The 21,259-nt window shown below is 67.7% G+C and carries 18 protein-coding genes; 8 read left to right on the plus strand and 10 right to left on the minus strand.

From position 1 onward, the window contains the following. The 10 genes from pyrH to ABGA94_RS01495 form a co-directional block, all read right to left on the minus strand. On the minus strand, nucleotides 1–722 hold a 722-nt coding region (gene pyrH, locus ABGA94_RS01450; protein WP_375366182.1), incomplete at its 3' end, for a UMP kinase. A 120-nt stretch (nucleotides 723–842) separates the two neighbouring features. Continuing rightward, a complete protein-coding gene (locus tag ABGA94_RS01455; RefSeq protein WP_262221962.1) occupies nucleotides 843–2,378 on the minus strand; it encodes a GGDEF domain-containing protein in 1,536 nt (511 codons plus the stop codon). Nucleotides 2,379–2,637: 259 nt separating this feature from the next. Further along, complete coding sequence (gene tsf, locus ABGA94_RS01460; RefSeq protein WP_005415856.1) at nucleotides 2,638–3,513, minus strand: translation elongation factor Ts; 876 nt, start codon at nucleotides 3,511–3,513, stop codon at nucleotides 2,638–2,640. A gap of 125 nt (nucleotides 3,514–3,638) precedes the next feature. After that, on the minus strand, nucleotides 3,639–4,445 hold the full coding sequence (gene rpsB, locus ABGA94_RS01465; protein WP_005408748.1) for a 30S ribosomal protein S2: 807 nt from the start codon (nucleotides 4,443–4,445) through the stop codon (nucleotides 3,639–3,641). Between the two features lie 219 nt (nucleotides 4,446–4,664). Further along, nucleotides 4,665–5,363 carry a molecular chaperone gene (locus ABGA94_RS01470; RefSeq protein WP_197599356.1) on the minus strand — a complete coding sequence of 233 codons (699 nt, stop codon included), beginning with the start codon at nucleotides 5,361–5,363 and terminating at the stop codon, nucleotides 4,665–4,667. Beyond that, complete coding sequence (locus tag ABGA94_RS01475) at nucleotides 5,363–5,581, minus strand: hypothetical protein (protein WP_061480195.1); 219 nt, start codon at nucleotides 5,579–5,581, stop codon at nucleotides 5,363–5,365. The genes ABGA94_RS01470 and ABGA94_RS01475 overlap by 1 nt, the downstream gene beginning before the upstream one ends. A 152-nt stretch (nucleotides 5,582–5,733) precedes the next feature. Continuing rightward, nucleotides 5,734–6,771 carry a spore coat protein U domain-containing protein gene (locus ABGA94_RS01480; RefSeq protein ID WP_375366185.1) on the minus strand — a complete coding sequence of 346 codons (1,038 nt, stop codon included), beginning with the start codon at nucleotides 6,769–6,771 and terminating at the stop codon, nucleotides 5,734–5,736. Further along, nucleotides 6,768–9,140: a fimbria/pilus outer membrane usher protein gene (locus tag ABGA94_RS01485; protein WP_375366187.1), complete on the minus strand. Its 2,373-nt coding sequence runs from the start codon at nucleotides 9,138–9,140 to the stop codon at nucleotides 6,768–6,770. Before ABGA94_RS01485 ends, ABGA94_RS01480 begins: the two co-directional genes overlap by 4 nt. Nucleotides 9,141–9,147: 7 nt before the next feature. Next, nucleotides 9,148–9,897: a molecular chaperone gene (locus ABGA94_RS01490; protein ID WP_053497108.1), complete on the minus strand. Its 750-nt coding sequence runs from the start codon at nucleotides 9,895–9,897 to the stop codon at nucleotides 9,148–9,150. Continuing rightward, nucleotides 9,897–10,361, minus strand: coding sequence for a spore coat U domain-containing protein (locus ABGA94_RS01495; RefSeq protein ID WP_372486457.1), 465 nt, complete (start codon nucleotides 10,359–10,361; stop codon nucleotides 9,897–9,899). The genes ABGA94_RS01490 and ABGA94_RS01495 overlap by 1 nt, the downstream gene beginning before the upstream one ends. Before the next feature lie 291 nt (nucleotides 10,362–10,652). Between ABGA94_RS01495 and map the strand changes: the two genes are divergently transcribed. From map to ABGA94_RS01535, 8 genes are all read left to right on the plus strand, one after another. Continuing rightward, a complete protein-coding gene (map, locus tag ABGA94_RS01500) occupies nucleotides 10,653–11,438 on the plus strand; it encodes a type I methionyl aminopeptidase (RefSeq protein WP_032955117.1) in 786 nt (261 codons plus the stop codon). Nucleotides 11,439–11,440: 2 nt separating this feature from the next. Next, complete coding sequence (locus ABGA94_RS01505; protein ID WP_111129611.1) at nucleotides 11,441–14,068, plus strand: [protein-PII] uridylyltransferase; 2,628 nt, start codon at nucleotides 11,441–11,443, stop codon at nucleotides 14,066–14,068. Between the two features lie 137 nt (nucleotides 14,069–14,205). After that, nucleotides 14,206–15,147 carry a 2,3,4,5-tetrahydropyridine-2,6-dicarboxylate N-succinyltransferase gene (gene dapD, locus ABGA94_RS01510; RefSeq protein ID WP_375366190.1) on the plus strand — a complete coding sequence of 314 codons (942 nt, stop codon included), beginning with the start codon at nucleotides 14,206–14,208 and terminating at the stop codon, nucleotides 15,145–15,147. Nucleotides 15,148–15,149: 2 nt separating this feature from the next. Continuing rightward, the gene (locus tag ABGA94_RS01515; RefSeq protein WP_119706068.1) at nucleotides 15,150–16,016 is read left to right on the plus strand and encodes a hypothetical protein; all 867 of its coding nucleotides are present in this window, start codon (nucleotides 15,150–15,152) and stop codon (nucleotides 16,014–16,016) included. A 31-nt stretch (nucleotides 16,017–16,047) separates the two neighbouring features. Then, nucleotides 16,048–16,419: an arsenate reductase gene (locus ABGA94_RS01520; protein ID WP_170944942.1), complete on the plus strand. Its 372-nt coding sequence runs from the start codon at nucleotides 16,048–16,050 to the stop codon at nucleotides 16,417–16,419. Beyond that, nucleotides 16,416–17,543 (plus strand): succinyl-diaminopimelate desuccinylase, encoded by a 1,128-nt coding sequence (gene dapE, locus ABGA94_RS01525; protein WP_005415868.1) that lies wholly within the window; start codon nucleotides 16,416–16,418, stop codon nucleotides 17,541–17,543. Before ABGA94_RS01520 ends, dapE begins: the two co-directional genes overlap by 4 nt. 379 nt (nucleotides 17,544–17,922) lie before the next feature. Continuing rightward, nucleotides 17,923–19,614, plus strand: a complete 1,692-nt coding sequence (asnB, locus tag ABGA94_RS01530; protein ID WP_005415869.1) for an asparagine synthase B — start codon at nucleotides 17,923–17,925, stop codon at nucleotides 19,612–19,614. A gap of 101 nt (nucleotides 19,615–19,715) precedes the next feature. Next, complete coding sequence (locus ABGA94_RS01535) at nucleotides 19,716–21,110, plus strand: cation:proton antiporter (RefSeq protein WP_005415870.1); 1,395 nt, start codon at nucleotides 19,716–19,718, stop codon at nucleotides 21,108–21,110. Nucleotides 21,111–21,259 lie beyond the last annotated feature (149 nt).

A 21,259-nucleotide genomic window follows, 5' to 3' on the forward strand; every position in this document is an offset into this window, starting at 1 on the left:
GGGTCGCGGCCCTGGACCAGGGTGCCGATGTTCGCGCCGTTGAGGATCTTCAGCAGTTCGCCCGGCTGGCCCATGTCGAACACGCGCATCGGCAGGTCGCTGTCGCGGGCCAGAGCGAAGGCCGCTGTGTCCATCACTTCCAGGCCGCGGCGGATCACTTCGTCGTAGCTCAGGCTGTCGAAGCGGACCGCATCGCTGTGCTTGTTCGGGTCCTTGTCGTACACGCCATCGACCTTGGTGGCCTTCAGCAGCAGGTCGGCGCCGATCTCGATCGCGCGCAGTGCGGCGCCGGAGTCGGTGGTGAAGAACGGGCTGCCGACGCCGGCAGCGAAGATCACCAGGCGGCCCTTTTCCAGGTGGCGGATGGCGCGGCGGCGGATGTAGTCCTCGCACACGTCGTTGATCTTGATCGCGCTCATCACCCGGGCCTTGGCACCCAGCTTCTCGAGGGCGTCCTGCATGGCCAGGGCGTTGATGACGGTGGCCAGCATGCCCATCTGGTCGCCGGTTACGCGGTCCATGCCGCCGGCGGCCAGACCGGCGCCGCGGAAGATGTTGCCACCTCCGATCACCAGCGCGACCTCGGCACCGGCCTGCTGGGCTTCGATGACCTCACGGGCGAGGCGATTGATGATCTTGGGGTCGATGCCGTAGTCCTCGTCTCCCATCAGCGCCTCCCCGGACAGTTTCAGAAGGATGCGGCGATAGGCGAGCTTGGACATGTGGACCTCGGGTGCGTGGAAATCGCGGGCGATTCTACGCGCATGCGGCGTTGTGCCAAAGTGTTTTGTGCACTGCGGCGCAGAATCCGGTGGTTCGCCCGGTCAGCCGGGGCGTCCCGTTCAGCCCAGTTCGGCGCTGGCCGTGGCCGACAGCTCGTCATGGCCCAGCGCCCCCGGCGAGCGGGCGATCACCCGGTTGCGGCCCAGGTTCTTGGAGCGGTACAGCACGTCGTCGGCCGCGCGCAGCAGGTCCTGGACGTCGGCGAAGCGCTCGTAGCCGCCCTGGGTGGCCACGCCGGCGGAGAAGGTGACGAACAGCGGCCCGCCCTCCAGCTCGGCCATCGGCGTGGCGACGATGTTGGCCAGCACCCGGCGGATCACGTCCAGGGCCACGCTTTCGCTGGTGTTGGGCAGCAGCGCGACGAACTCCTCGCCGCCGAAGCGGGCCACGGTGTCGCTGTTGCGCAGCTGGCCCTGCAGCTTGCCGGCGAAGGCGCGCAGCACCTCGTCGCCGGTCAGGTGGCCGTGGGCGTCGTTGATCTTCTTGAAGTCGTCCAGGTCGATGAAGGCCACCGACAGTGGCCAGCCCTGGCGGCCGGCACGCAGGAATTCCTGCTCCAGCACCGCTTCCAGCTGGCGGCGGTTGAGCACGCCTGTCAATGCATCACGATGGGCCTGGTCGGCCAGGCGCTTGGCGCGCGCCTCGAATTCGTCGGCACGGCGGCGTGCCTGGTCGGCATCCTGCAGTTCGCGCAGGTTGCGCAGCGTGGCCAGTTCCTGCGCGTGATCGATCAGCTCGCGCACCCGCGCCGGCGAATTGAGGCCGGCATCGAACAGGCTGGCGATGTCGGGCAGGGCCTCGCTGATGCGGGCCAGCACCTGGTCGAAGCGCGCGCTGTCCAGCTCCAGGCGGTCGTGCACCTGCTGCAGGGCGCGCTCGCGCGCGGCATCGGCGTCGTTATCCAGCCAGATGTCGGCCACTGCGCCGGACAGTTGCACGCAGGCCTGGAACGGCGACTCGGCGGCGTCCTCGTCCTCGCTGTGGCTGATGCTCTCCACCAGGTAACGTGGCAGGCCCCATTGCTCGGCCACCCAGGCGCCGACGTCGGCGTGGCTGCAGCCCAGCGCCTCGCGCTCGAGGGAAACCAGGTCGATGTTGTCGCGTGCCTCGCGCAGCAGTGGCAGGTAGCGCTCCGACTCGGCCTGGGCCAGGCACAGCACGCCCAGGTCCTGCAGCAGTCCGGCCAGCATCAGCTCCTCCAGCCGGCGCAGGCCGCGCGCCTGGCCCAGCTGGCTGGCCGCCAGGGCACTGAGGATGCTGCGCTTCCACGCGCGCTGGCGCAGGTCATGGTCGGCGCCACCGTCGGTCAGGCCCTGGGTGACGGTGAAGCCGAGGGCGAGGCTGATCGTGGCGTTCAGGCCCAGCATGGTCAGCGCCTGGCCGAGGTTCTCGATGCGGCGGCGGCTGGCATACAGCGGCGAATTGGCGATGCGCAGCATGCGAGCGCTCAGCGCCATGTCGATGGCGATGATGTCGGCGGCGGTGGCGATGTCCGCTTCCGGGTCCTGAGCCAGTTCGATGATGCGCAGGGCAATACCGGGTGGCGAAGGCAGGTTGCGGCAGAGCGCCAGGGCAGCTGTCAGCTCGGGAGGCATGTCGGGTCGTTCAATTCCATTGGGGCAAGAATACCTAGGAATGCATCACAGTCCGCGATTTTCGTTCCTGCTAAGTGACTGAGGATTCCCTGCGACTGAGTATCGGCTTGATTCGAGCGCAACGCAAAGGTGCCGGTTGAGCGCACCAACGGTGCGCCCCCACCGGTGGGCCATGGGTTAATCCCTGGGCCCATGCATAAAAAAAGAGCCGCGGTTTCCCGCGGCTCCTTCTGGTCGTTTCACAGCCGAAGGGCTGGAATCAGACCTGCATCGCCTTGGCAACTTCGGCGGCGTAGTCTTCCACCACCTTTTCGATGCCTTCGCCGACGATCAGCAGCTTGAAGCCTGCCACGTCCGCGCCAGCGGCCTTGACCACCTGCTCGACGGTGGTGTCGCCCAGCACGTAGGTCTGGCCGTACAGGGTCACGTCGCTGACGATCTTGTTGATCTTGCCGCTGATGATCTTTTCCAGGATGTCGGCCGGCTTGGCCTTGTCCTTCTCGGTCATCTTGGCCAGCTCGATTTCCTTTTCCTTTTCGACGAACTCGGCCGGAACGTCCGCAGCCTTGTTGTGCGGCGGCTTCAGCGCGGCCACGTGCATCGCCAGGCCACGGGCCAGCTCGACGTCGCCGCCGATCAGGTCGACCAGCACGCCAACCTTGCCGTTGGTGTGGACGTAGGCACCGATGTTGCCGGTGGTGTCGACCTTGACCATGCGGCGGATCTGGATGTTCTCACCCAGGGTCTGCACGGCGGTGGCGCGGGCTTCTTCAACGGTGCGGCCGTCGGCCAGCGTGGCGGCCTTCACGGCTTCGACGTCGGTGGCGCCCGATGCCAGAGCAGCGGCGGCGACGGCGTTGACGAAGGACTTGAAGTTGTCATCGTTGGCGACGAAGTCGGTTTCCGAGTTGACTTCGACCAGCACGGCCTTGCCGCCGTCCTGGGCCAGGCCCAGACGGCCTTCGGCGGCCACGCGGTCAGCCTTCTTGTCGGCCTTGGCAGCGCCGGACTTGCGCATGGCTTCAGCAGCGGCGTTGATGTCGCCGTTGGCTTCGGTAAGCGCCTTCTTGCATTCCATCATGCCGGCGCCGGTGCGCTCGCGCAGTTCCTTGACCAGGGAAGCAGTGATTTCCACGGGATTACCTCACGAAAGAAAGGGGTTGGGCCGGCATGGTGGCCGGCCCGTGTGACACGGTCCTGTCACGCGCCAGGGGCTGCGTGCAGGGAGGGTGGACGCCGGGCGTCCACCCGGGGCCTGGATCAGGCCTGGGCGTCGTCGCCCTTCTTGGCAGCCTTCTTGGCCGGAGCGCGGCGGGCCGGCTTCTCTTCGCCTTCAGCAGCGGCTTCAGCGAACTCTTCCTCGCGCACCGAAGCGGCGTGCGGGGCAGCGGCCTTGCCTTCCAGCACGGCGTCGGCAGCGGCGCGGGCGTACAGCTGCACAGCGCGGATGGCGTCGTCGTTGCCCGGGATGGCGTAGTCCACCAGTTCCGGGTTGTAGTTGGTGTCGACCACGGCGATGACCGGAATGCCCAGCTTCTTGGCTTCCTTGATCGCGATGTCTTCGTGGCCGATGTCGATCACGAAGATGGCGTCCGGCAGACGGTTCATGTCCTTGATGCCGCCCAGCGAGGCTTCCAGCTTGTCGCGCTCGCGACGCAGGCCCAGCACTTCGTGCTTGACCAGCTTCTCGAAGGTGCCGTCGGTTTCACCGGCTTCCAGTTCCTTCAGGCGGGCAACCGACTGCTTGACGGTACGGAAGTTGGTCAGGGTGCCGCCCAGCCAACGCTGGTTCATGAACGGCATGCCGCAACGCTCGGCTTCTTCCTTGATGGTTTCGCGGGCGCTGCGCTTGGTGCCCAGGAACAGGACGGTGCCGCGCTTCTGGGCAACCGACGAGATGAAGTTCATCGCATCGTTGAACAGCGGGACGGTCTTTTCCAGGTTGATGATGTGGATCTTGCCGCGGGCGCCGAAGATGTACGGAGCCATCTTCGGGTTCCAGTAGCGGGTCTGGTGGCCGAAGTGGACGCCGGCTTCCAGCATCTGACGCATGGTGACCTGGGGCATTGCAATACTCCTGATATGGAACCAGCGATTCCGCCCGCGGGATAGGTATGCGGGACGCGTGGAAGCGCGATCGGTTCCGGGGTTGGGCTTCCCTGTTGCCTCCGTGGCCGAACTCCTCGCGGAGCACCCCGGCACGGATGGGGGCAGCAGGTGTGGATTCACCGGTGACGTCCGGTGTGGACGGGCTCCCGCGCACGCAGGCGGCAGGAATCCGGTCGATTATAGCCCGCTGGGGGCGTCCGCTGCAATTGCAGGGTCAGATGCGGCCAGATCGACCTCGCGGCCGTCCTGCAGACGGGCCCGGAAGTGGCCGCCCACATAGCCATCGGGGCGGGCAGGCAGGGGCCAGCGGCGTTCATGGCCTGCGAGGATATAGCCGGCCAGCCCGGCCACCAGCAGCGACGATTGGCCGTCGGCCGCTATGAATCGCAGATCGTGCAGGCGGCCATGCAGCGTACTGGAATTGCTGAGTCGCAGCACGGCCTGAGGCCCAAGTGCCTCGACGCGGGCCTGCAGCCGGGCATGCAGCGCTGGCGCCGCTGGGCTGCGGAACAACGGCAGCGAGTAGCGGGGCAATCCCGGCAAGGCCGGCGCCAGTACGATCCGATAGGCCTGTTCACCCACCGATGCTGGCGGACCGGCTGGCAGCAGCCAGACGCGCTGGGTGCTGCCAGGGGCCAGGTCCAGCCGCGCAGGGCTGACCCGGATCCGGTCGCTGGGCTGCAGTCGTTCGGCGTCCAGTTGCTGCTCCCAGGCCAGCACCTGCACCTGCCCCTGCCAGCGGCCGGGCCCCGGATTGCGCAGCCACAGTTCCGCGCGGCCGCCTTCGGCGGGTAGCTGCAGGGTGGTCGGCAACAGCTCCAGCGCCGCCGAGGGCTGCGCCAGCAGCAGTCCAAGCAGGATCAGCAGCGCGCGCATCAGTAGATGAGGGTCACGGAAGGCATTGCGCTGTCGTCTGTCGCCGGTGGTGCGAGGTCGCGGACCTGGGGCGGCACCTTGGGGGCGTCACTGCGCTGGTGGGGCGCCGCGCAACGGGGAGCGCCGGCATCGTCGCTGCAGGATTCGACCACGGTCAGCCGGATCTGCAGCGTGCTGCTGCGCGGTTCGGCGCGGGCCGGCGTGCTGGCGACCAGCATCGCCCCGATCAGAAATGCGCGAACCACCTGCCACCCACCGTACTGAAAGACTCGCTGCGCGGTATCGGCCGGATGCGCCGCAACTGTAGCGCCGAGCCCGCGCTCGGCACGGCCTTCGTCCGGTGGGTGCCGACCGTTGGTCGGCACGCAGGTCAGTAGGTGATCGTCACCGTCACCAGGTCGTTGTAGGTGCCGGCCGGGGGCTGGCCGGTGACCGGCGGTACCCGGCCGTAGATGGTCAGCTGCTGTGCGCTTCCGGTGCCGGTGCTGCTGGCCGTGTCGACCGTCAGGGTGTTGCCCCAACGCTGGCTTCGTGCCGGATCCCGGTACAGCTCGTAGGGCAGGTAGTAGGTGCTGTTGCCGATGGTGGTGGCCATGCGCCGGGTGGTGGTGGCGGCGGGATTGTTCTGGCCGTTGTTCAGGCCGACCTGGAAGGCGGTGTTCTTCAGGCAGGTCAGGGTGAGGGTGGCGGTCTGGTCGATGTTGGCCGGGATGCCGCCGGTGACGTTGCCGAAATTCATGTTGGTGGTGACGTAGCTGCCGCATTGCGGCAGCACGTTGGCGGTAGCGGTGAAACTGAAGGCCGCGCTCGCGCTGTTGGTACCGGTGGCGCCGCCGTTGCATGTGGCGGGGATGGTGGCGCTACCGGCCAGCACCTCGTTCCAGGCCCAGGTCAGCACCACGCTGGCACCGCTGAAAGTGCTGCTGTACGCGCCGGAGGCCAGGACCTGGTTGGCCGGAATCTGACCGAACAGCTGCACAGTCTGCGCACCACTACCGCCGGTCAGCAGCGGTACGTTGTAGCTCATGGTCAGCTCCTGCGCTGGCGGCGTGCCGCGCGGGACCAGGCCAGTGACCTGGCCGAAGCTGGCGTTGTTGTACAGCTGGAAATTCATCGTGTCGCTGGTAGAGGTGGCCATCGTGCGGAACGTGGAACTGCTGCCGCCGCCACTGCCTGCGCCGATGCCCACGCAGACGCGCACGCCGGTGGTGGCCAGCAGGCTCAGCGCGGCGGTGGTGCAGGTCACCGTGATGTTGAGGTTGGCCGTGCTCGGGCCGGGTGCGTTGCTGTTGATGTTGCCGAACGGCAGGGTCGGATCGGCGACCGCCGTGCAGACCGCGGTGGCGCCGGCCGGCGCCGCTGCCAGCAGGCCGGCCCACAGCAGCAGGAAGAGCAGCAGCACCCTCATGGCGCCACCTCCGGAATGCACTGCTGCGGTGCCGGCTTCGGGCGGGCACCGGACGCCACCACCTTGGGCAGGTCCGGTACCTTCACCCGGCACGGGCCATGGCTGGTGGTGACGTACAGCACGCTGCCGGCGGCGACATCTTCCAGGTAGAGCAGGCCGTCGTAGCCGACCGTGGCCTGGCGACCGTCAGGCAGCTGCACCTCGCTGCCCACCTCCAGAGGCTGGCCGTCCATCGCCAGCAGGGTCAGGCTCAGTGACGACCGCGAACGCAGCTGGAAGGTCACGCGGGTGCCGGCGCGCTGGCGCGGCGTGACCCAGTCCTCGATGCGGTCGGCACGCATGTCTTCGGGCAGGTCCAGGGTGTCGATCGAGACCCGGTTGCGCTGCCAGGACAGCAACGGACTGACCAGCAGCAGACCGCGATCGTCGGTGACACCGATCAGGCGGTTCTCCAGCCGCACCGGGACGCCGCCGACGCCATTGGTGCTGATCACCGCGAACGCATCGGATACCTCGCGCGTGGCGAAGGCGTGCGCGCCCATCCATACCAGGCTGCCGCTGGCACTGGCGTAGGCATAGTTGAGCCCGCCCTGGCGCGAGGCGCCGAATGAATAGCGGCCGACATCGTTGAGGATGCCAACTTCGGCCAGGCCGCCGTTACCGTCCTCGCCGTGGCGCAGCTGTGCGCGCCAGCCGACGCCGCCGGCACTGCCATCGCCGGGCACCGGCTGGGTCACGTCCGCCACCCAGCTCTGGCTGTCGCCGTTGCGCTGGCTGGAGAGGCTGGCCTGGCGATTGTTGCCCAGGCTGGCAGTCATCGACAGGTAGATGCTGCGGTCATCGCTGCGGTCCAGGTTCTGGTTCACCGACAGGTAGGCCGACCAGCGTTGGCTCCAGGTGCGCGACCAGAACAGGCTGGCATAGCGGTTGTCGTCGCCGTCGGGGTAGCGCAGGCGCAGATAGCTGGCGCTGAGCGTGCCCAGCCGCAGAAGGTCCAGGCCGACCGTGGCCTGCTCGCTGATGCTTGGTGGCAGGTTGCCCTGCAGCGCGCCCAGGTCGCGGTAGTCGCCGTGGCTGCGCACGCTGCGCAGATTGACGTTGAAGCGACGGTTGTTCCAGCTGTAGCCCAGCGCCCATTGCCCACCCTGCAGGCCGTGGTAGTTACTGTGCGCATAGGCGGCATTGAACACGCCGGCGGCGCCGAGCAGCCACCAGCCGCCAATGCCGCCCTGGGCCAGGCCGCCGCCGCCTTCGGCATGCGCCTCGCCGGTGAACGCGTCGGTGACACCGCCGCGCCAGCTGGCGCTGGCCACCGTGCGATCGTCATAGGCGAAGGAGCGCTCGCCGAAATCCCGGCGCAGGTGGCCGACGCCGACCGACCAGTCCGACAGGCCCTTGGCCAGCAGCTGCTGGGTGCCGTAGAAGCTGAAGTCCAGCGTCTGCATGCGTCCGAATGCGTCGGTCACCACCACCTGCGCGTTGCCGGTGCCGCTGATGCCGGGCTGTGCTGCGAGCTGGAAGGGACCGACCGGCACCTGCCCGCTGTACTGGCGCAGGCCATCGACATACAGCTCGACCGTGGAGGGCACCACGGCCTGGCCGAGGAAGCTCGGCGTGGGCGTCAGCACGCGGTAGGGCTGCAGGCCATAGTTGCGGCCGATCTGCAGGCCGCCCAGGCGCACGGGGCGCGTCCAGTCGACGAACCCGCTGTAGAAATCGCCGACCTCCAGGGTCATTGCGCTATCGGGGAAATCCAGGCTCCAGCGTGTGTCCAGACGCACGCTGGAGCCGCGCCAATGACGATCGCCGGGTTGCTGGTAGCGGCGGCTGATGGCGGTGTTCTCGAAAGTGCCATTGCCGATACCGAACACGCGCAGCTCCGAGCTCAGGCTGAGGGTGCCGAGCGTGTCCACCCGGCTGCCGTAGACGTCGTAGTTGAGCAGCACGCCGGGCGAGGCGCTGCCGGTGGGGGCGCGCGTCTGCGGGCGGCTGAGCACGGTGGTGGGCAGTGTCAGCTGGTCCAGCGGCACGTCCAGCGCCAAGGTCTGCATGTGGGCGTCGTAGCGCACCACCGCACCGCTGATCTGGTCCAGGTAGACCGGTGCATCGCCGCTGGCGTTGAAGCCGAGCTGGCGCAGCACTTCGGGGCTGGCCTGCAGCCGGCCACGGTTCTCGGTGAACGGCAGCAGGCCGCGCGGCGTGCTGTTGAGCGACACATCCAGGTACAGCGTCTGGCTGGCGGTCAGTGGGGTGGGGGCGGGCAGGATCGCATCGGCCGACACGCCGGAAACATCAGCAGCCGTGGCCACGCCGGACACATCGGCGGCCTCGGTCGCCGCGGGAGCCAGGGCAGCCAACAGCGCGCCCATCAACGCCTCAGCGAGCCGGTGGGGGCGACAGTGGCGTCTGTTCCGACTCGCCATTGAGCTTGGCCGTGATCTGGTCGTTGTCGCGGTCGATCGCCGTGCGTTCGATCGGCCAGCGCATCACCTGGCCGGGCAGTACGTAGCCCAGCAGCCCGGGATGGACGATGCGCGGGCGCGTGGCGCTGCCCAGCGCGAGATCGGCGATCTGAGCGTAACTGTTGCCCGAATTGGCTACTTCGACGCCGTTGCGGCCGTCCGCCAGCTTTACCAGCCGGGCCTGCAGCTGCGGCGCCAGCGTGCCGGCCGAGGGCTGCACGAACACCGGGATCGAATAGCGCAGGACGAACTGCATGCCACCCGCGCGGGTGGCCAGGTCGGGCACCTCGTCAACGATCAGGCGGTAATGTTGCTGTGCCGCTGGCGGTTCCTTGTCCGCACGCATGACCCGCACCAGCTGCTGCTGTCCGGCGGCCAGTTCCTGCATCGGCGGAGTGGCCATCAACGCATCGGTGGGCAGCAGCTGTTCCTGGCCGTCCTGCTGCACCCAGCGGAACACGCGTACCTGCAGCTTCACCGGTGAGGTGCCGCTGTTGGTCAGCCACAATTCGCCGGCACGCTGGCGGGCTTCCAGCTGCAGGCTGGTCGGGGCCACCTGCAGGCTGGTAGCGCCGGCGGCCGCGATGGCGAGCAGGTACAGGGCGAGCAGCGCCACGCCGGTGGCGCGCCACGGGCGGGATCCGGCCATGCGGGCGTGCTCCATCAATAGGTGATCGTGGCGGTAACCGTATCCAGGTAGCTACCGGCGGCAGGGTTGTTGGTGCTCAGGTTCAGGATCTGGCCGTAGACGATGTAAGGCACGGCCAGGCCGGTGCCGATGCCGGCCTGGGTGTTGGTGCCGGTTGTGGCGCCCCAGACCAGGGTATGTGCGGCATCCTGGTAGAGCTGGTAGCCGACGTAGTTGTTGGCGGTCACCGCCGCATTGGTGTTCTTCATCCGCCGAGTGGTGACGTCATTGGCGGTGCTGGCATTGGCGCCCGCATTCAGCGAGATCGTGTACGGGGTCAGTGCCGAGCACTGGGCGGTTACCGTGCCCTGGCCCAGGGTGGGCGTGGTGGTGGTTGATGCCGCGGTGCCGAAGTCCACGTTGGTCGCGGCCGCCGCCGTGATGGTGCAGGCCTTGGTGACCACCAGGGTGACATTGAAGGTGGTGGTGTCGGCGGCCATTGCCGGGCTGGACAGCAGGAACCCGGCCACGGCCCATGCCAGCGGGGATCGAACTGGGGATCGCATGAACAACCTCCCTGACCCGAAGGTCCGTTGAACAAGGCGAAGACGGCACGTTCGGTGCCGCTTGGACGACGGTGGGTCCAGCTTAGGAGGCGTAAGTGTCTGTAATCCGTGATAATTAGGCAGACGAAAGAGCGGAGGCCATCACGCTTTCACTTTCATTGCCGGTGCATGACCCGGATCGGCAGTTGGGTGGCGTTCGTTCAGATTGCGGCCGGATCGGCGATAATGGGTGCCATGAGCGTGAATCTGAAAACCCCGCAGGAAATCGAGATGATGCGCATCGCCGGCCGCCTGGCCAGCGAAGTGCTCGACATCGTCACCCCCCACGTCAAGCCCGGTGTCACCACCGAGGAACTGGACCGCATCTGCCACGACCACATCGTGAACGTGCAGGGCGCGATTCCGGCCAACGTCGGCTACCGCGGCTTCCCGAAGACCGTGTGCACCTCGGTCAACAATGTCATCTGCCACGGCATCCCCAGCGAAGGGAAGGTGCTCAAGGATGGCGACATCATCAATATCGACGTCACCGTCATCAAGGACGGCTGGCACGGCGACACCAGCCGCATGTACTTCGTCGGCACCCCGTCGGTGATGGCCCGCCGCCTGGTGGAAACCACGTACGAAGCCATGTGGCGCGGCATCCGCGCGGTGCGCCCGGGGGCCACCCTGGGCGACATCGGCCATGCCATCCAGAGCTATGCCGAAGGCGAGCGTTTCAGCGTGGTGCGCGAGTACTGCGGCCACGGCATCGGCAAGGTCTACCACGACGAGCCGCAGGTGGTGCATTACGGCCGCCCGGGCCAGGGCCTGGTGCTGCAGCCGGGCATGACCTTCACCATCGAGCCGATGATCAACGAGGGTACCCGCTACAACAAGGTGCTGCCGGATGGCTGGACCGTGGTGACCAAGGACCGCAAGCTGTCGGCGCAGTGGGAGCACATGGTCGCGGTCACCGAGACCGGCGTCGACGTGCTGACGCTGTCGCCGGGCGAGTCGCAGGTCTCCTGACGATGCTGCCGGCGAGTTCGCTGCTGGACACGCCGGCCGCGTCGCTCAACGACCCGGATTGGGCTGCTGCCGCGCGCCAGGCGCTGCAGCAGGCCGACGCGCGCCTGTATCGCCGCTTCGACCAGGGCGACAACATCGAGCGCCTGCTGGCGCTGCGGGCGCGCGCGGCCGACCATCTGATCCGCCTGGCCTGGCAGCGTTGCCTGCCGGCCGACAGCGGCCTGTCGCTGTTCGCGGTCGGTGGCTATGGCCGGGGGGAACTGTTTCCGCGTTCGGACATCGACCTGCTGGTGTTCGGCGACCCGCCCGCACAACTGGCGCATGAAGCGGCATTGGCACGCCTGTTCGCGCTGCTGTGGGACTGCGGATTGGCGGTCAGCCATGCGGTGCGTTCTGCATTGCAGTGCCGCGAGGCGGCGGCTGACCAGACCGTGCTGACCGCGCTGATCGAGGCGCGTCCGATCCTGGCTGATGATGCAGCGCGCCGTGCGCTGCGCGAGGCCATCGACGACCGCGAGCTGTGGCCGGCGCGTGCCTTCTTCCTGGCCAAGCTGGAAGAGCTGCGCAACCGCCACCAGCGCTTCGGCGATACTGCCGACAACCTGGAGCCGGATATCAAGGATGGTCCCGGCGGCCTGCGCGATCTCAACACGCTGGGCTGGATGGCGCTGCGCGCCTTCGGCGTACGCGACCTGGAAGCGCTGGTCGGCTTGGGCCACCTGGGTGCCGACGAAGCGGCTGCGCTGAAGCGCGAGCGTGCGGTGCTGGCGCGGCTGCGCTTCGGCCTGCACCTGGTCGCGCGCCGCCCGGAAGAGCGCCTGCGTTTCGATTACCAGAAGACCCTGGCCGCGCGCCTGGGCTTCGAAGACGATGCCGAGAATCTCGGTGTCGAGAAAATGATGCAGGGCTTCTACCGCGCCGCGCTGGTGGTGCGCCGGATCAGCGACCGCCTGCTGCAGCGCTTCGAGGAACAGTTCGATGGCGAGGCCCAGCCGGAACCGCTGACCGTGGGCTTCTCCCTGCGCCGCGGCTACCTGGCCGCCAACGAGGCCGACTGGCCGCGCGGTGACATCGGCCAGGTGTTCGCCCTGTTTTCCAGCTGGGCCAACAATCCACAGGTGCGAGGCCTGCATTCGCTGACCGCGCGCGCGCTGGCCGAAGCGCTGCCGTTGTTGCCGGCCTACGACCAGGCCGATGCCGATGCACGCGAGCAGTTCCTGTCCCTGCTGCGCGGCCAGCGCCCGGTCGACACGCTTTCGCGCATGGCGCGGCTGGGCGTGCTTGGCCAGTGGATCCCCGCGTTTGCCCAGGTCAGCGGGCGCATGCAGTTCGACCTGTTCCATGTCTATACGGTCGACCAGCACACGCTGATGGTCCTGCGCAACATCGGCCAGTTCGCCAGCAGCCGTGCCGACGAGCGCTTCTCGATCGCGCACGAAGTGTGGCCACGCCTGCGCAAGCCGGAACTGCTGCTGCTGGCTGGCCTGTTCCATGACATCGCCAAGGGCCGCGGCGGCGACCACTCGGAACTGGGTGCGGTGGACGCGCGTGCGTTCTGCCAGGCGCATGCGCTCAGTGGCACCGATACCGAGCTGGTGGCATGGCTGGTCGAACAGCATCTGCGCATGTCGGTGACCGCGCAGAAGCAGGACATCGCCGATCCGGTGGTGATCCATCGCTTCGCCACTCTGGTCGGCAGCCGCGACCGCCTGGACTACCTGTACCTGCTGACCTGTGCCGACATCGCCGGCACCAGCCCGAAGCTGTGGAATGCCTGGAAGGACCGCCTGCTGGCCGACCTGTACTTCGCCACCCGGCGCGCGCTGCGCGAGGGGCTGGAGCATCCGGTACCGGCCGCCGAACGCGTGGCCGAGGCACGTGACAGCGTGCGCGCACTGGTGCGCGAGCAGGGTTACGACGATGCCACCATCGATCGCCAGTTCGCGGTGATGCCGGATGAGGGCTTCATTCGTCTGCGCCCCGAGCAGCTGGCCTGGCAAGCAGCCGCGCTGGTACCGGTGAAGCAGGGCCAGGCGCTGGTGAAGGTGCGCCGGATCAGTGTGGATGACCCGGCGCTGGAAGTATTCGTGCACTCGCCCGACCGCGACGGCCTGTTCGCCGCGATCGTGATGACCCTGGACCGCAAGGGCTATGGCATTCACCGCGCACGCGTGCTGGACGGTCCGGCCGATACCATCTTCGATACCTTCGAAGTGAACCCGGCCGACACGTTTGCCGATGGCAGCAGTGCCAACCTGGAGGCGGCGCTGCGCGAGGCACTCAGTGGTGACCTGGCGCGCCTGCGGCCGTCGCGCCGTGTGGTACCGCGGCAACTGCGGCACTTCCGCTTCGCTCCGCGCATCGAGTTCCGCGATGAACCGGGCGCAACCCGTTTTGCCCTGGTCGCTCCCGACCGTCCCGGCCTGCTGGCCGATGTGGCGTTCGTGCTGCGCAACCAGGGCCTGCGCGTGCATGATGCGCGCATTGCCACGTTCGGCGAGCGCGCCGAAGACACCTTCGTGATCAGTGACGAACACGACCTCCCCCTGACTGAACCTGCCCGGCAGCAGCTGCATGACGCAATGCTGGCCTGCCTGGACCCTGATCGAAACGCCGGAGACCCCGCCTGATGGCCACCAAGCCCGCCAAGAAGACCGCCGCGACCCCCAAGAGCGCAGCGGCCCGGAAACCTGCTGCAGCCGCACCGGCCGCAAAGAAGGCCACTGCGCCGAAGAAGGCCGCTGCGGTGAAGGCCCCGGCGAAGAAAATGGCTGCGGTCAAGCGTGCTGTGAAGAAGCCGGCCCCGGCCAAGAGCGCGGAAGCCGTCCGCGCCGAAACCATCGCCCGCAAGTCGCTGCGCAAGCCGTCGGCACCCGGCGTGGAAGAACTCAAGTTCGGCATCGAAAGCGCCTTCGAGCGCCGCGCCACGTTGACCCTGCATGAGCTGGAAGGCTCGACCAGGCCGCTGGTCAACCGCGTGATCGACGGTCTCGAGAGCGGTGAATTCCGCGTCGCCGAGCCGGACGGCCAGGGCGGCTGGAAGGTCAACGAGTGGCTGAAGAAGGCCGTGCTGCTGTATTTCCGCGTCAACGACATGGCGGTGGTCGATGCACGACCGGCACCGTTCTGGGACAAGGTCGAGTCGCGCTTCGCCGGCTATGACGAAGCGAAGTTCCGCCGTGGCGGCGTGCGCGTTGTGCCCGGTGCGATCGCCCGCCGCGGCACGTACTTCGGCAAGGACGTAGTGCTGATGCCGAGCTTCACCAACATCGGCGCCTACGTCGGCGAAGGCACCATGGTCGATACCTGGGCCACCGTCGGTTCCTGCGCGCAGATCGGCCAGCACTGCCACCTGTCCGGCGGCGCCGGCATCGGCGGCGTGCTGGAGCCGCTGCAGGCCAGCCCGACCATCATCGAGGACCACTGCTTCATCGGTGCGCGTTCGGAAGTGGTGGAGGGCGTGGTGGTGGGCCACCACAGTGTGATCGGCATGGGCGTGTTCCTCAGCCAGAGCACCCGCATCTACAACCGCGCCACCGGCGAGATCAGCTACGGCTACATCCCGCCGTACAGCGTGGTGGTGTCCGGCTCGCTGCCGAGCAAGGACGGCACCCACTCGCTGTACTGCGCGGTGATCGTCAAGCAGGTTGATGCCAAGACCCGCAGCAAGACCAGCGTCAACGACCTGCTGCGCGGCCTGGCCGACTGAAGGTGAGTGCGCCGGAGGAGCTGGCGCAGTCCGCGATCTACCGGCATCCGTCCGACAACGCGTTCGGACGGATGCTGCCGCGCCTGCTGCACGCTCCGCGCTGGACCCGGTTGCGCCGGGCACTGTCGCGGCGCTGGCCGATGCCGGTGCTGGTCAGCGACGTGCGCGACGTGGTCTACGCGAGCTGGTGGGTCGATGTGCGCCATGCCCCGCCAGCGCCACCAGGCCATCACTACGTGGTCCATGCCGGACGCACGCCTTACACCGTTCTCAGCTATCGCCATGGCCACTTCGGGCCGGCGCTGGCGGGACCGCTGCGCTGCCTGATGCCGTCGCCAGGGCAGAGCAACTGGCGCTGGTACCTGCGCCGTGACGATGATCCGGGCGGGACCCCGGTCGTGCTGTTCGATCGCAACGTGATGGACCAGCTGGCCTTCGTCGCCGGCGCGCGCGCTTTCAGCGATGCCATGCAGCCCCACCTGTCCACGCGCTTCGAGCATGTGGTGCGCGTCGATGGCGATGGGCACACCCTGATCGAAGGCGGGCAGGGGAGTGCGCCTGCGCTGCACCTGCAGTGGCGGGCCGCTGCGGGCTGGGAGGAAGGGGCGTGGCGGGGGGGCTTCGGGGGCCATCAGGCCCTGCTGCGCTTCCTGACCTGCCAGGATGAGGCCATTGCGCGCACCTGCGACCGGCGCTGGGCCAGCACCCGCATCGCACTGCAGGTGGATGTCGACAGCCTGCAGCCGCTGCAGCTGGAAGGCGAACTGCAGTGCCCGCGCCTGCAGGCGATGGACGTGGCGCTGCACGAGGGGCTGGCCTTCCGGCTGCCAAGGGTACCGTTCCGGGTCGTGTCCGAGCGCCTGTTGTGAGATTCTGGGCCTCTGTTTTCCAGCATCACAGATGGCCATGAGTACCACTGTCTACGGTTTGAAGAACTGCGATACCTGCAAGAAGGCGAGCAAGTGGCTGGACCGCTTCGGCGTGCCGTACACCTTCGTCGACTACCGCGACAACAAGCCGAGCCCGGAAACACTGCTGGCGTGGGCTGAGCAGCTGGGTGGCCTGGCCGCGATGGTCAACAGGTCCTCAACCACCTGGCGGCAGCTGCCGGACAACCGCAAGGCCGCAGATTCCGAGGCGGAATGGAAGCTGCTGCTGCGCGAGTACCCGCAGCTGATCAAGCGCCCGCTGGTGGTCACCGCCGACGGCACGGTCAGCCAGGGTTTCAGTGACAATGGCTTCAAGGCCCGCTTCGGCGTGGGTGACGCATGAGCGCGGTCCTCGACCTGACCTGCGAACTGATCGCACGGCCCTCGGTGACGCCGGACGATGCCGGCTGCCAGGCACTGCTGGCGGCACGCCTGAAGCAGGCCGGGTTCCAGTGCGATCACCTGCGGCTGGGCGAGGTCGACAACCTGTGGGCGACCCATGGCCAGGGCGCGCCGGTGCTGGTGCTGCTGGGCCACACCGACGTGGTGCCGGCGGGCCCGCGCGAGGCGTGGGCCAGCGACCCGTTCACGCCGCAGATCCGCGATGGCGTGCTGTACGGCCGTGGCACCGCCGACATGAAGGGCAGCGTGGCGGCGTTCGTGGTGGCGGCCGAGCAGTTCGTGGCCGCGCATCCCGATCATCCCGGCACGCTGGCGGTGCTGCTGACCAGCGACGAGGAGGGCGATGCCATCGATGGCGTGCGCCACGTCGCACGGCTGTTCGCCGAGCGCGGCCAACGCATCGACTGGTGCATCACCGGCGAGCCGTCGTCGACCGCGACGCTCGGTGACCTGCTGCGCGTGGGCCGTCGTGGCAGCCTGTCGGCCAAGCTGCGGGTGCAGGGCGTACAGGGCCATGTGGCGTACCCGGAGAAGGCACGCAACCCGATCCACCAGGCGGCGCCCGCCCTGGCCGAGCTGAGCGCACGGCGCTGGGATGACGGCTACGAGAGTTTCCCGCCGACCAGCCTGCAGGTCTCCAACATCCATGCCGGTACGGGCGCCAACAATGTGATTCCCGGCGAGCTCGAGGTGGATTTCAACATCCGCTACAACCCGCACTGGGATGCGCCGAAACTGGAAGCGGAGATCACCGCGCTGCTGGATCGGCATGCCCTGCAGTACACGCTGAAGTGGCATCGCAGCGGCGAACCGTTCTACACCCCGGAAGGCACGCTGCGCGCCACTGCGCGTGCGGTGCTGGCCGAGCACATCGGCCGTGCACCGGAGGAAAGCACTGGCGGCGGCACCTCCGATGCCCGCTTCATCGCGCCATTGGGCGCGCAGTGCATCGAAGTGGGGCCGGTCAACGCCAGCATCCACCAGGTTGACGAGAACGTGCGCGTGGACGAACTGGAAGCACTGCCGGGGCTGTACCAGCGGCTGGTGGAGCGGCTGCTGGTGTGAGGCATGGCACCGGGCACGGCCCGGCGCTACCCCTGTGGGTGCCGACTGCTGGGTGCCGACCGTTGGTCGGCACACCTTCACCTGGTTGCCAACGCAACGGTTGCGCCGTGCCGGAAACCGGGGTAGGGTCGATGCCATGTCGATCCGCCTGGCCACCGCCGTCAATAACAACAACCGCAATAATCTGCGCGCGAATAATCGTGCGCGGCCGATGCGGGACTGCGCCCTGGGTAGATAGACAGCAACACACGCCCGGACACCAGAAAACCCGCATCGGTCGATGCGGGTTTTTTTTGTGCCCGGGCGCAGCCCCACCCGGGCCTGGATGGCCGGTCGAACACCCTCCCACCCGTGAAATTCCCCCAACAGGAGCTCCCCCATGTGTTCGATCTTCGGAATCTTCGGCCTGCAGGCCGGTGACGATCTTCCGGCCCTGCGCCGCCATGCGCTGGAACTGTCGCAGCGCCAGCGCCACCGCGGCCCGGACTGGAGCGGCGTGTATCTTGACGAAGGCGCGCTGCTGGTCCACGAGCGGTTGGCCATCGTCGACCCGGCCGGCGGCTCGCAACCACTGCTGTCGGCCGACGGCCAGCTGGCGCTGGCGGTCAACGGCGAGATCTACAACCACCAGCAACTGAAGGCCGCACTGACCACCGCCTATGACTTCCAGACCGGTTCGGACTGTGAAGTGATCAATGCGCTGTACCGCCAGGGCGCTTCGCCGGCGCAGTGGCTGGAGCAGCTCAATGGCATCTTCGCATTCGCGCTGTGGGACCGTGGTGCCGGTCGTGTGCTGGTGGCGCGCGACCCGGTCGGCGTGGTGCCGCTGTACTGGGGCCACGATGCCCAGGGACGCCTGCGCGTCGCCTCGGAAATGAAGGCACTGGTCGATACCTGTGCCGACGTCGCCCAGTTCCCGCCGGGCCACTATTTCGACAGTGCCAGTGGTGAGCTGGTGCGCTACTACCAGCAGCCGTGGCGCGACTACGCTGACGTGCAGGGTCGCCAGGCCGATCTGGCCGAGCTGCGCCAGGCCTTCGAGCATGCGGTGGAACGCCAGCTGATGAGCGATGTGCCGTACGGCGTGCTGCTGTCTGGTGGCCTGGACTCGTCGCTGGTGGCGGCGGTGGCCGCGCGCTATGCACGTCGTCGCATCGAGGATGGGGGGCAGACCGAAGCCTGGTGGCCGCGCCTGCACTCATTCGCGATCGGCTTGAAGGGCTCTCCCGATCTGGCCGCTGCCGCCATCGCCGCCGAGGCGCTGGGCACCGTGCATCACGGCTTCGAGTACACCTTCGAGGAGGGCCTTGATGCACTGCCGGAAGTGATCCGCCATATCGAAACCTACGACGTCACCACCATCCGCGCATCGACGCCGATGTTCCTGCTGGCACGGCGGATCAAGGCCATGGGGGTGAAGATGGTGCTTTCCGGCGAGGGCAGCGACGAGATCTTCGGTGGTTACCTGTACTTCCACAAGGCGCCGGATGCGCGTGAGTTCCACGACGAGCTGGTGCGCAAGCTCGACGCGCTGCACAACTACGACTGCCTGCGCGCCAACAAGTCGATGATGGCCTGGGGTGTGGAGCCGCGGGTGCCGTTCCTGGATCGCGAATTCCTCGATGTGGCGATGCGCTTCGACGCCGCGCACAAGATGGTCGGTGCAGGCTTTGGTAGCCGCCGCATCGAGAAGGCGGTGCTGCGCGAGGCGTTCGAAGGCTACCTGCCGGACAGCATCCTGTGGCGGCAGAAGGAGCAGTTCAGCGATGGCGTTGGCTATGGCTGGATCGACGGGCTGAAGGCGCATGCCGAAGCTCAGGTGAGCGACCGTGTGCTGGCAGCGGCCGACAAGCGCTTCCCGCACAACCCGCCGCAGACCAAGGAGGCCTACTACTACCGTCATCTGTTCGAGCAGTTCTTCCCGAGCCGGGCGGCCGCCGAGACCGTGCCGGGTGGCAAGTCCATCGCCTGCTCGTCGCCAGCGGCGATCGCGTGGGATGCCAGCTTCGCCGCTGCTGCAGATCCGTCGGGGCGTGCGATCGCTGGCGTGCACGAGCAGGCACTGGCGTAAGCCCCGAAAAAGGGACGGAGGGGGGGCGGGGCGCTTGTGCCACCAACGACTTAATCCCCTCCGTCCCCTTTTTGTATGATCGCCCCCCTGCACATTGGGGAATGTTCATGGACGTACACAGCGGGGGCCCGGCGCCACCGACGAAGTGGGGATGGCGCTACCTGGCCTGGGCTGGGGTCCCGCTGCTGGCTGGCGTGCTGCTGGCCCGTTATGCCGGGCCGGCGGCGCCCGAGGCTGTTGCCCGCGCCACGGCCACGGCCACGGCCGAAGCCACCTGGTTGCAGCATCTGGCGTCGCCGCTGGGCCTGTTCCTGCTGCAGCTGCTGGTGCTGCTGCTGGTGGCCAAGGGCGCAGGCGCGCTGCTCAAGCACTTTGGACAACCGGCGGTGATCGGCGAGATGGCCGCCGGCCTGATGATGGGCCCATTGATGCTCGGCAGCCTGTTGCCGCCGCTGCATGGAGCTCTGTTCCCGCCCAGCTCGCTGGGCCCGCTGGGCATGCTCAGCCAGTTGGGTGTGCTGATGTTCCTGCTGGTGGCCGGTGCCGAGCTGGACCTGGCGGCGCTGCGTGGACGCCGGCGTTTTGCCTTTACGGTCAGTCATGCCGGCATCGCGGTGCCGTTCGTGCTTGGCGTCGCCCTGGCGATCTGGCTGTACCCGCAGCACGGCCCACAGGGGGTGGGCTTCACCGCATTCGCACTTTTCGTCGGCATCTCGATGAGCATCACCGCGTTCCCGGTGCTGCTGCGCATCCTCGCCGACCGTGGCATCACGCAGACGTCGCTGGGCCAGACCGCGATTGCCTGCGCGGCTTTGGGCGATGCCACCGCATGGTGCCTGCTGGCACTGATCGTGGCCGCCGCCCAGGCCAGCGGATGGCTGCCGGCCAGCCTCAACCTGCTGTGCGTGGTCGCGTTCGTGGCGCTGATGCTGGGGCTGGTGAAGCCGTGGTTCGCCCGCCAGCAGATCGCGCCGGGCCGTGAGGGACGCTGGCTGCTCGGCATCCTGCTGCTGTCGCTGGGCAGTGCGCTGGTCACTGAAATGCTCGGCATCCATGCGCTGTTCGGTGCGTTCGCGGCGGGCGTAGCGGTATCGTCCAACGCACAGTTGCGCGGCCTGCTGATGGCGCGCGTCGAACCGTTCGCGGTGACGCTGCTGCTGCCACTGTTCTTCGCCATGACCGGCCTGCGCATGCGCGCCGATACGCTGCAGGCCAGCGATGTCCTGTTGTGCGTGGTGGTGATCGCGGTAGCCACGACGGGCAAGCTGCTGGGTACCTTCAGTGCCGCACGCAGTGCCGGCATGCCCGCCCGTGAGGCGTGGCGGCTGGGTGCACTGATGAACACCCGTGGCCTGATGGAGCTGATCGTGCTCAACCTGGGTTACGAACTTGGCCTGCTCGGTGACCGGCTGTTCGCGGTGCTGGTGATCATGGCGCTGGTGACAACGGCGATGACCGGGCCACTGTTGAACCTGATCGAGCGGCGCAGGGGCTGAGCGTTGAACGGTAGTGCCGGCCGCTGGCCGGCAACAGCAACAGCAACAGCAACAGCAAAAGCGGCATTCCGTGGGATGGCGGGGCGGTGTGGGTAGGCAGGACACGCCGTGAACCCGTCCATGGGGGCTCGATGGCGCCATCCATGGCG

The organism is Stenotrophomonas sp. 3diitr2024 (assembly GCF_042136455.1).
GTDB classification, from domain to species: Bacteria; Pseudomonadota; Gammaproteobacteria; order Xanthomonadales; family Xanthomonadaceae; genus Stenotrophomonas; species Stenotrophomonas sepilia.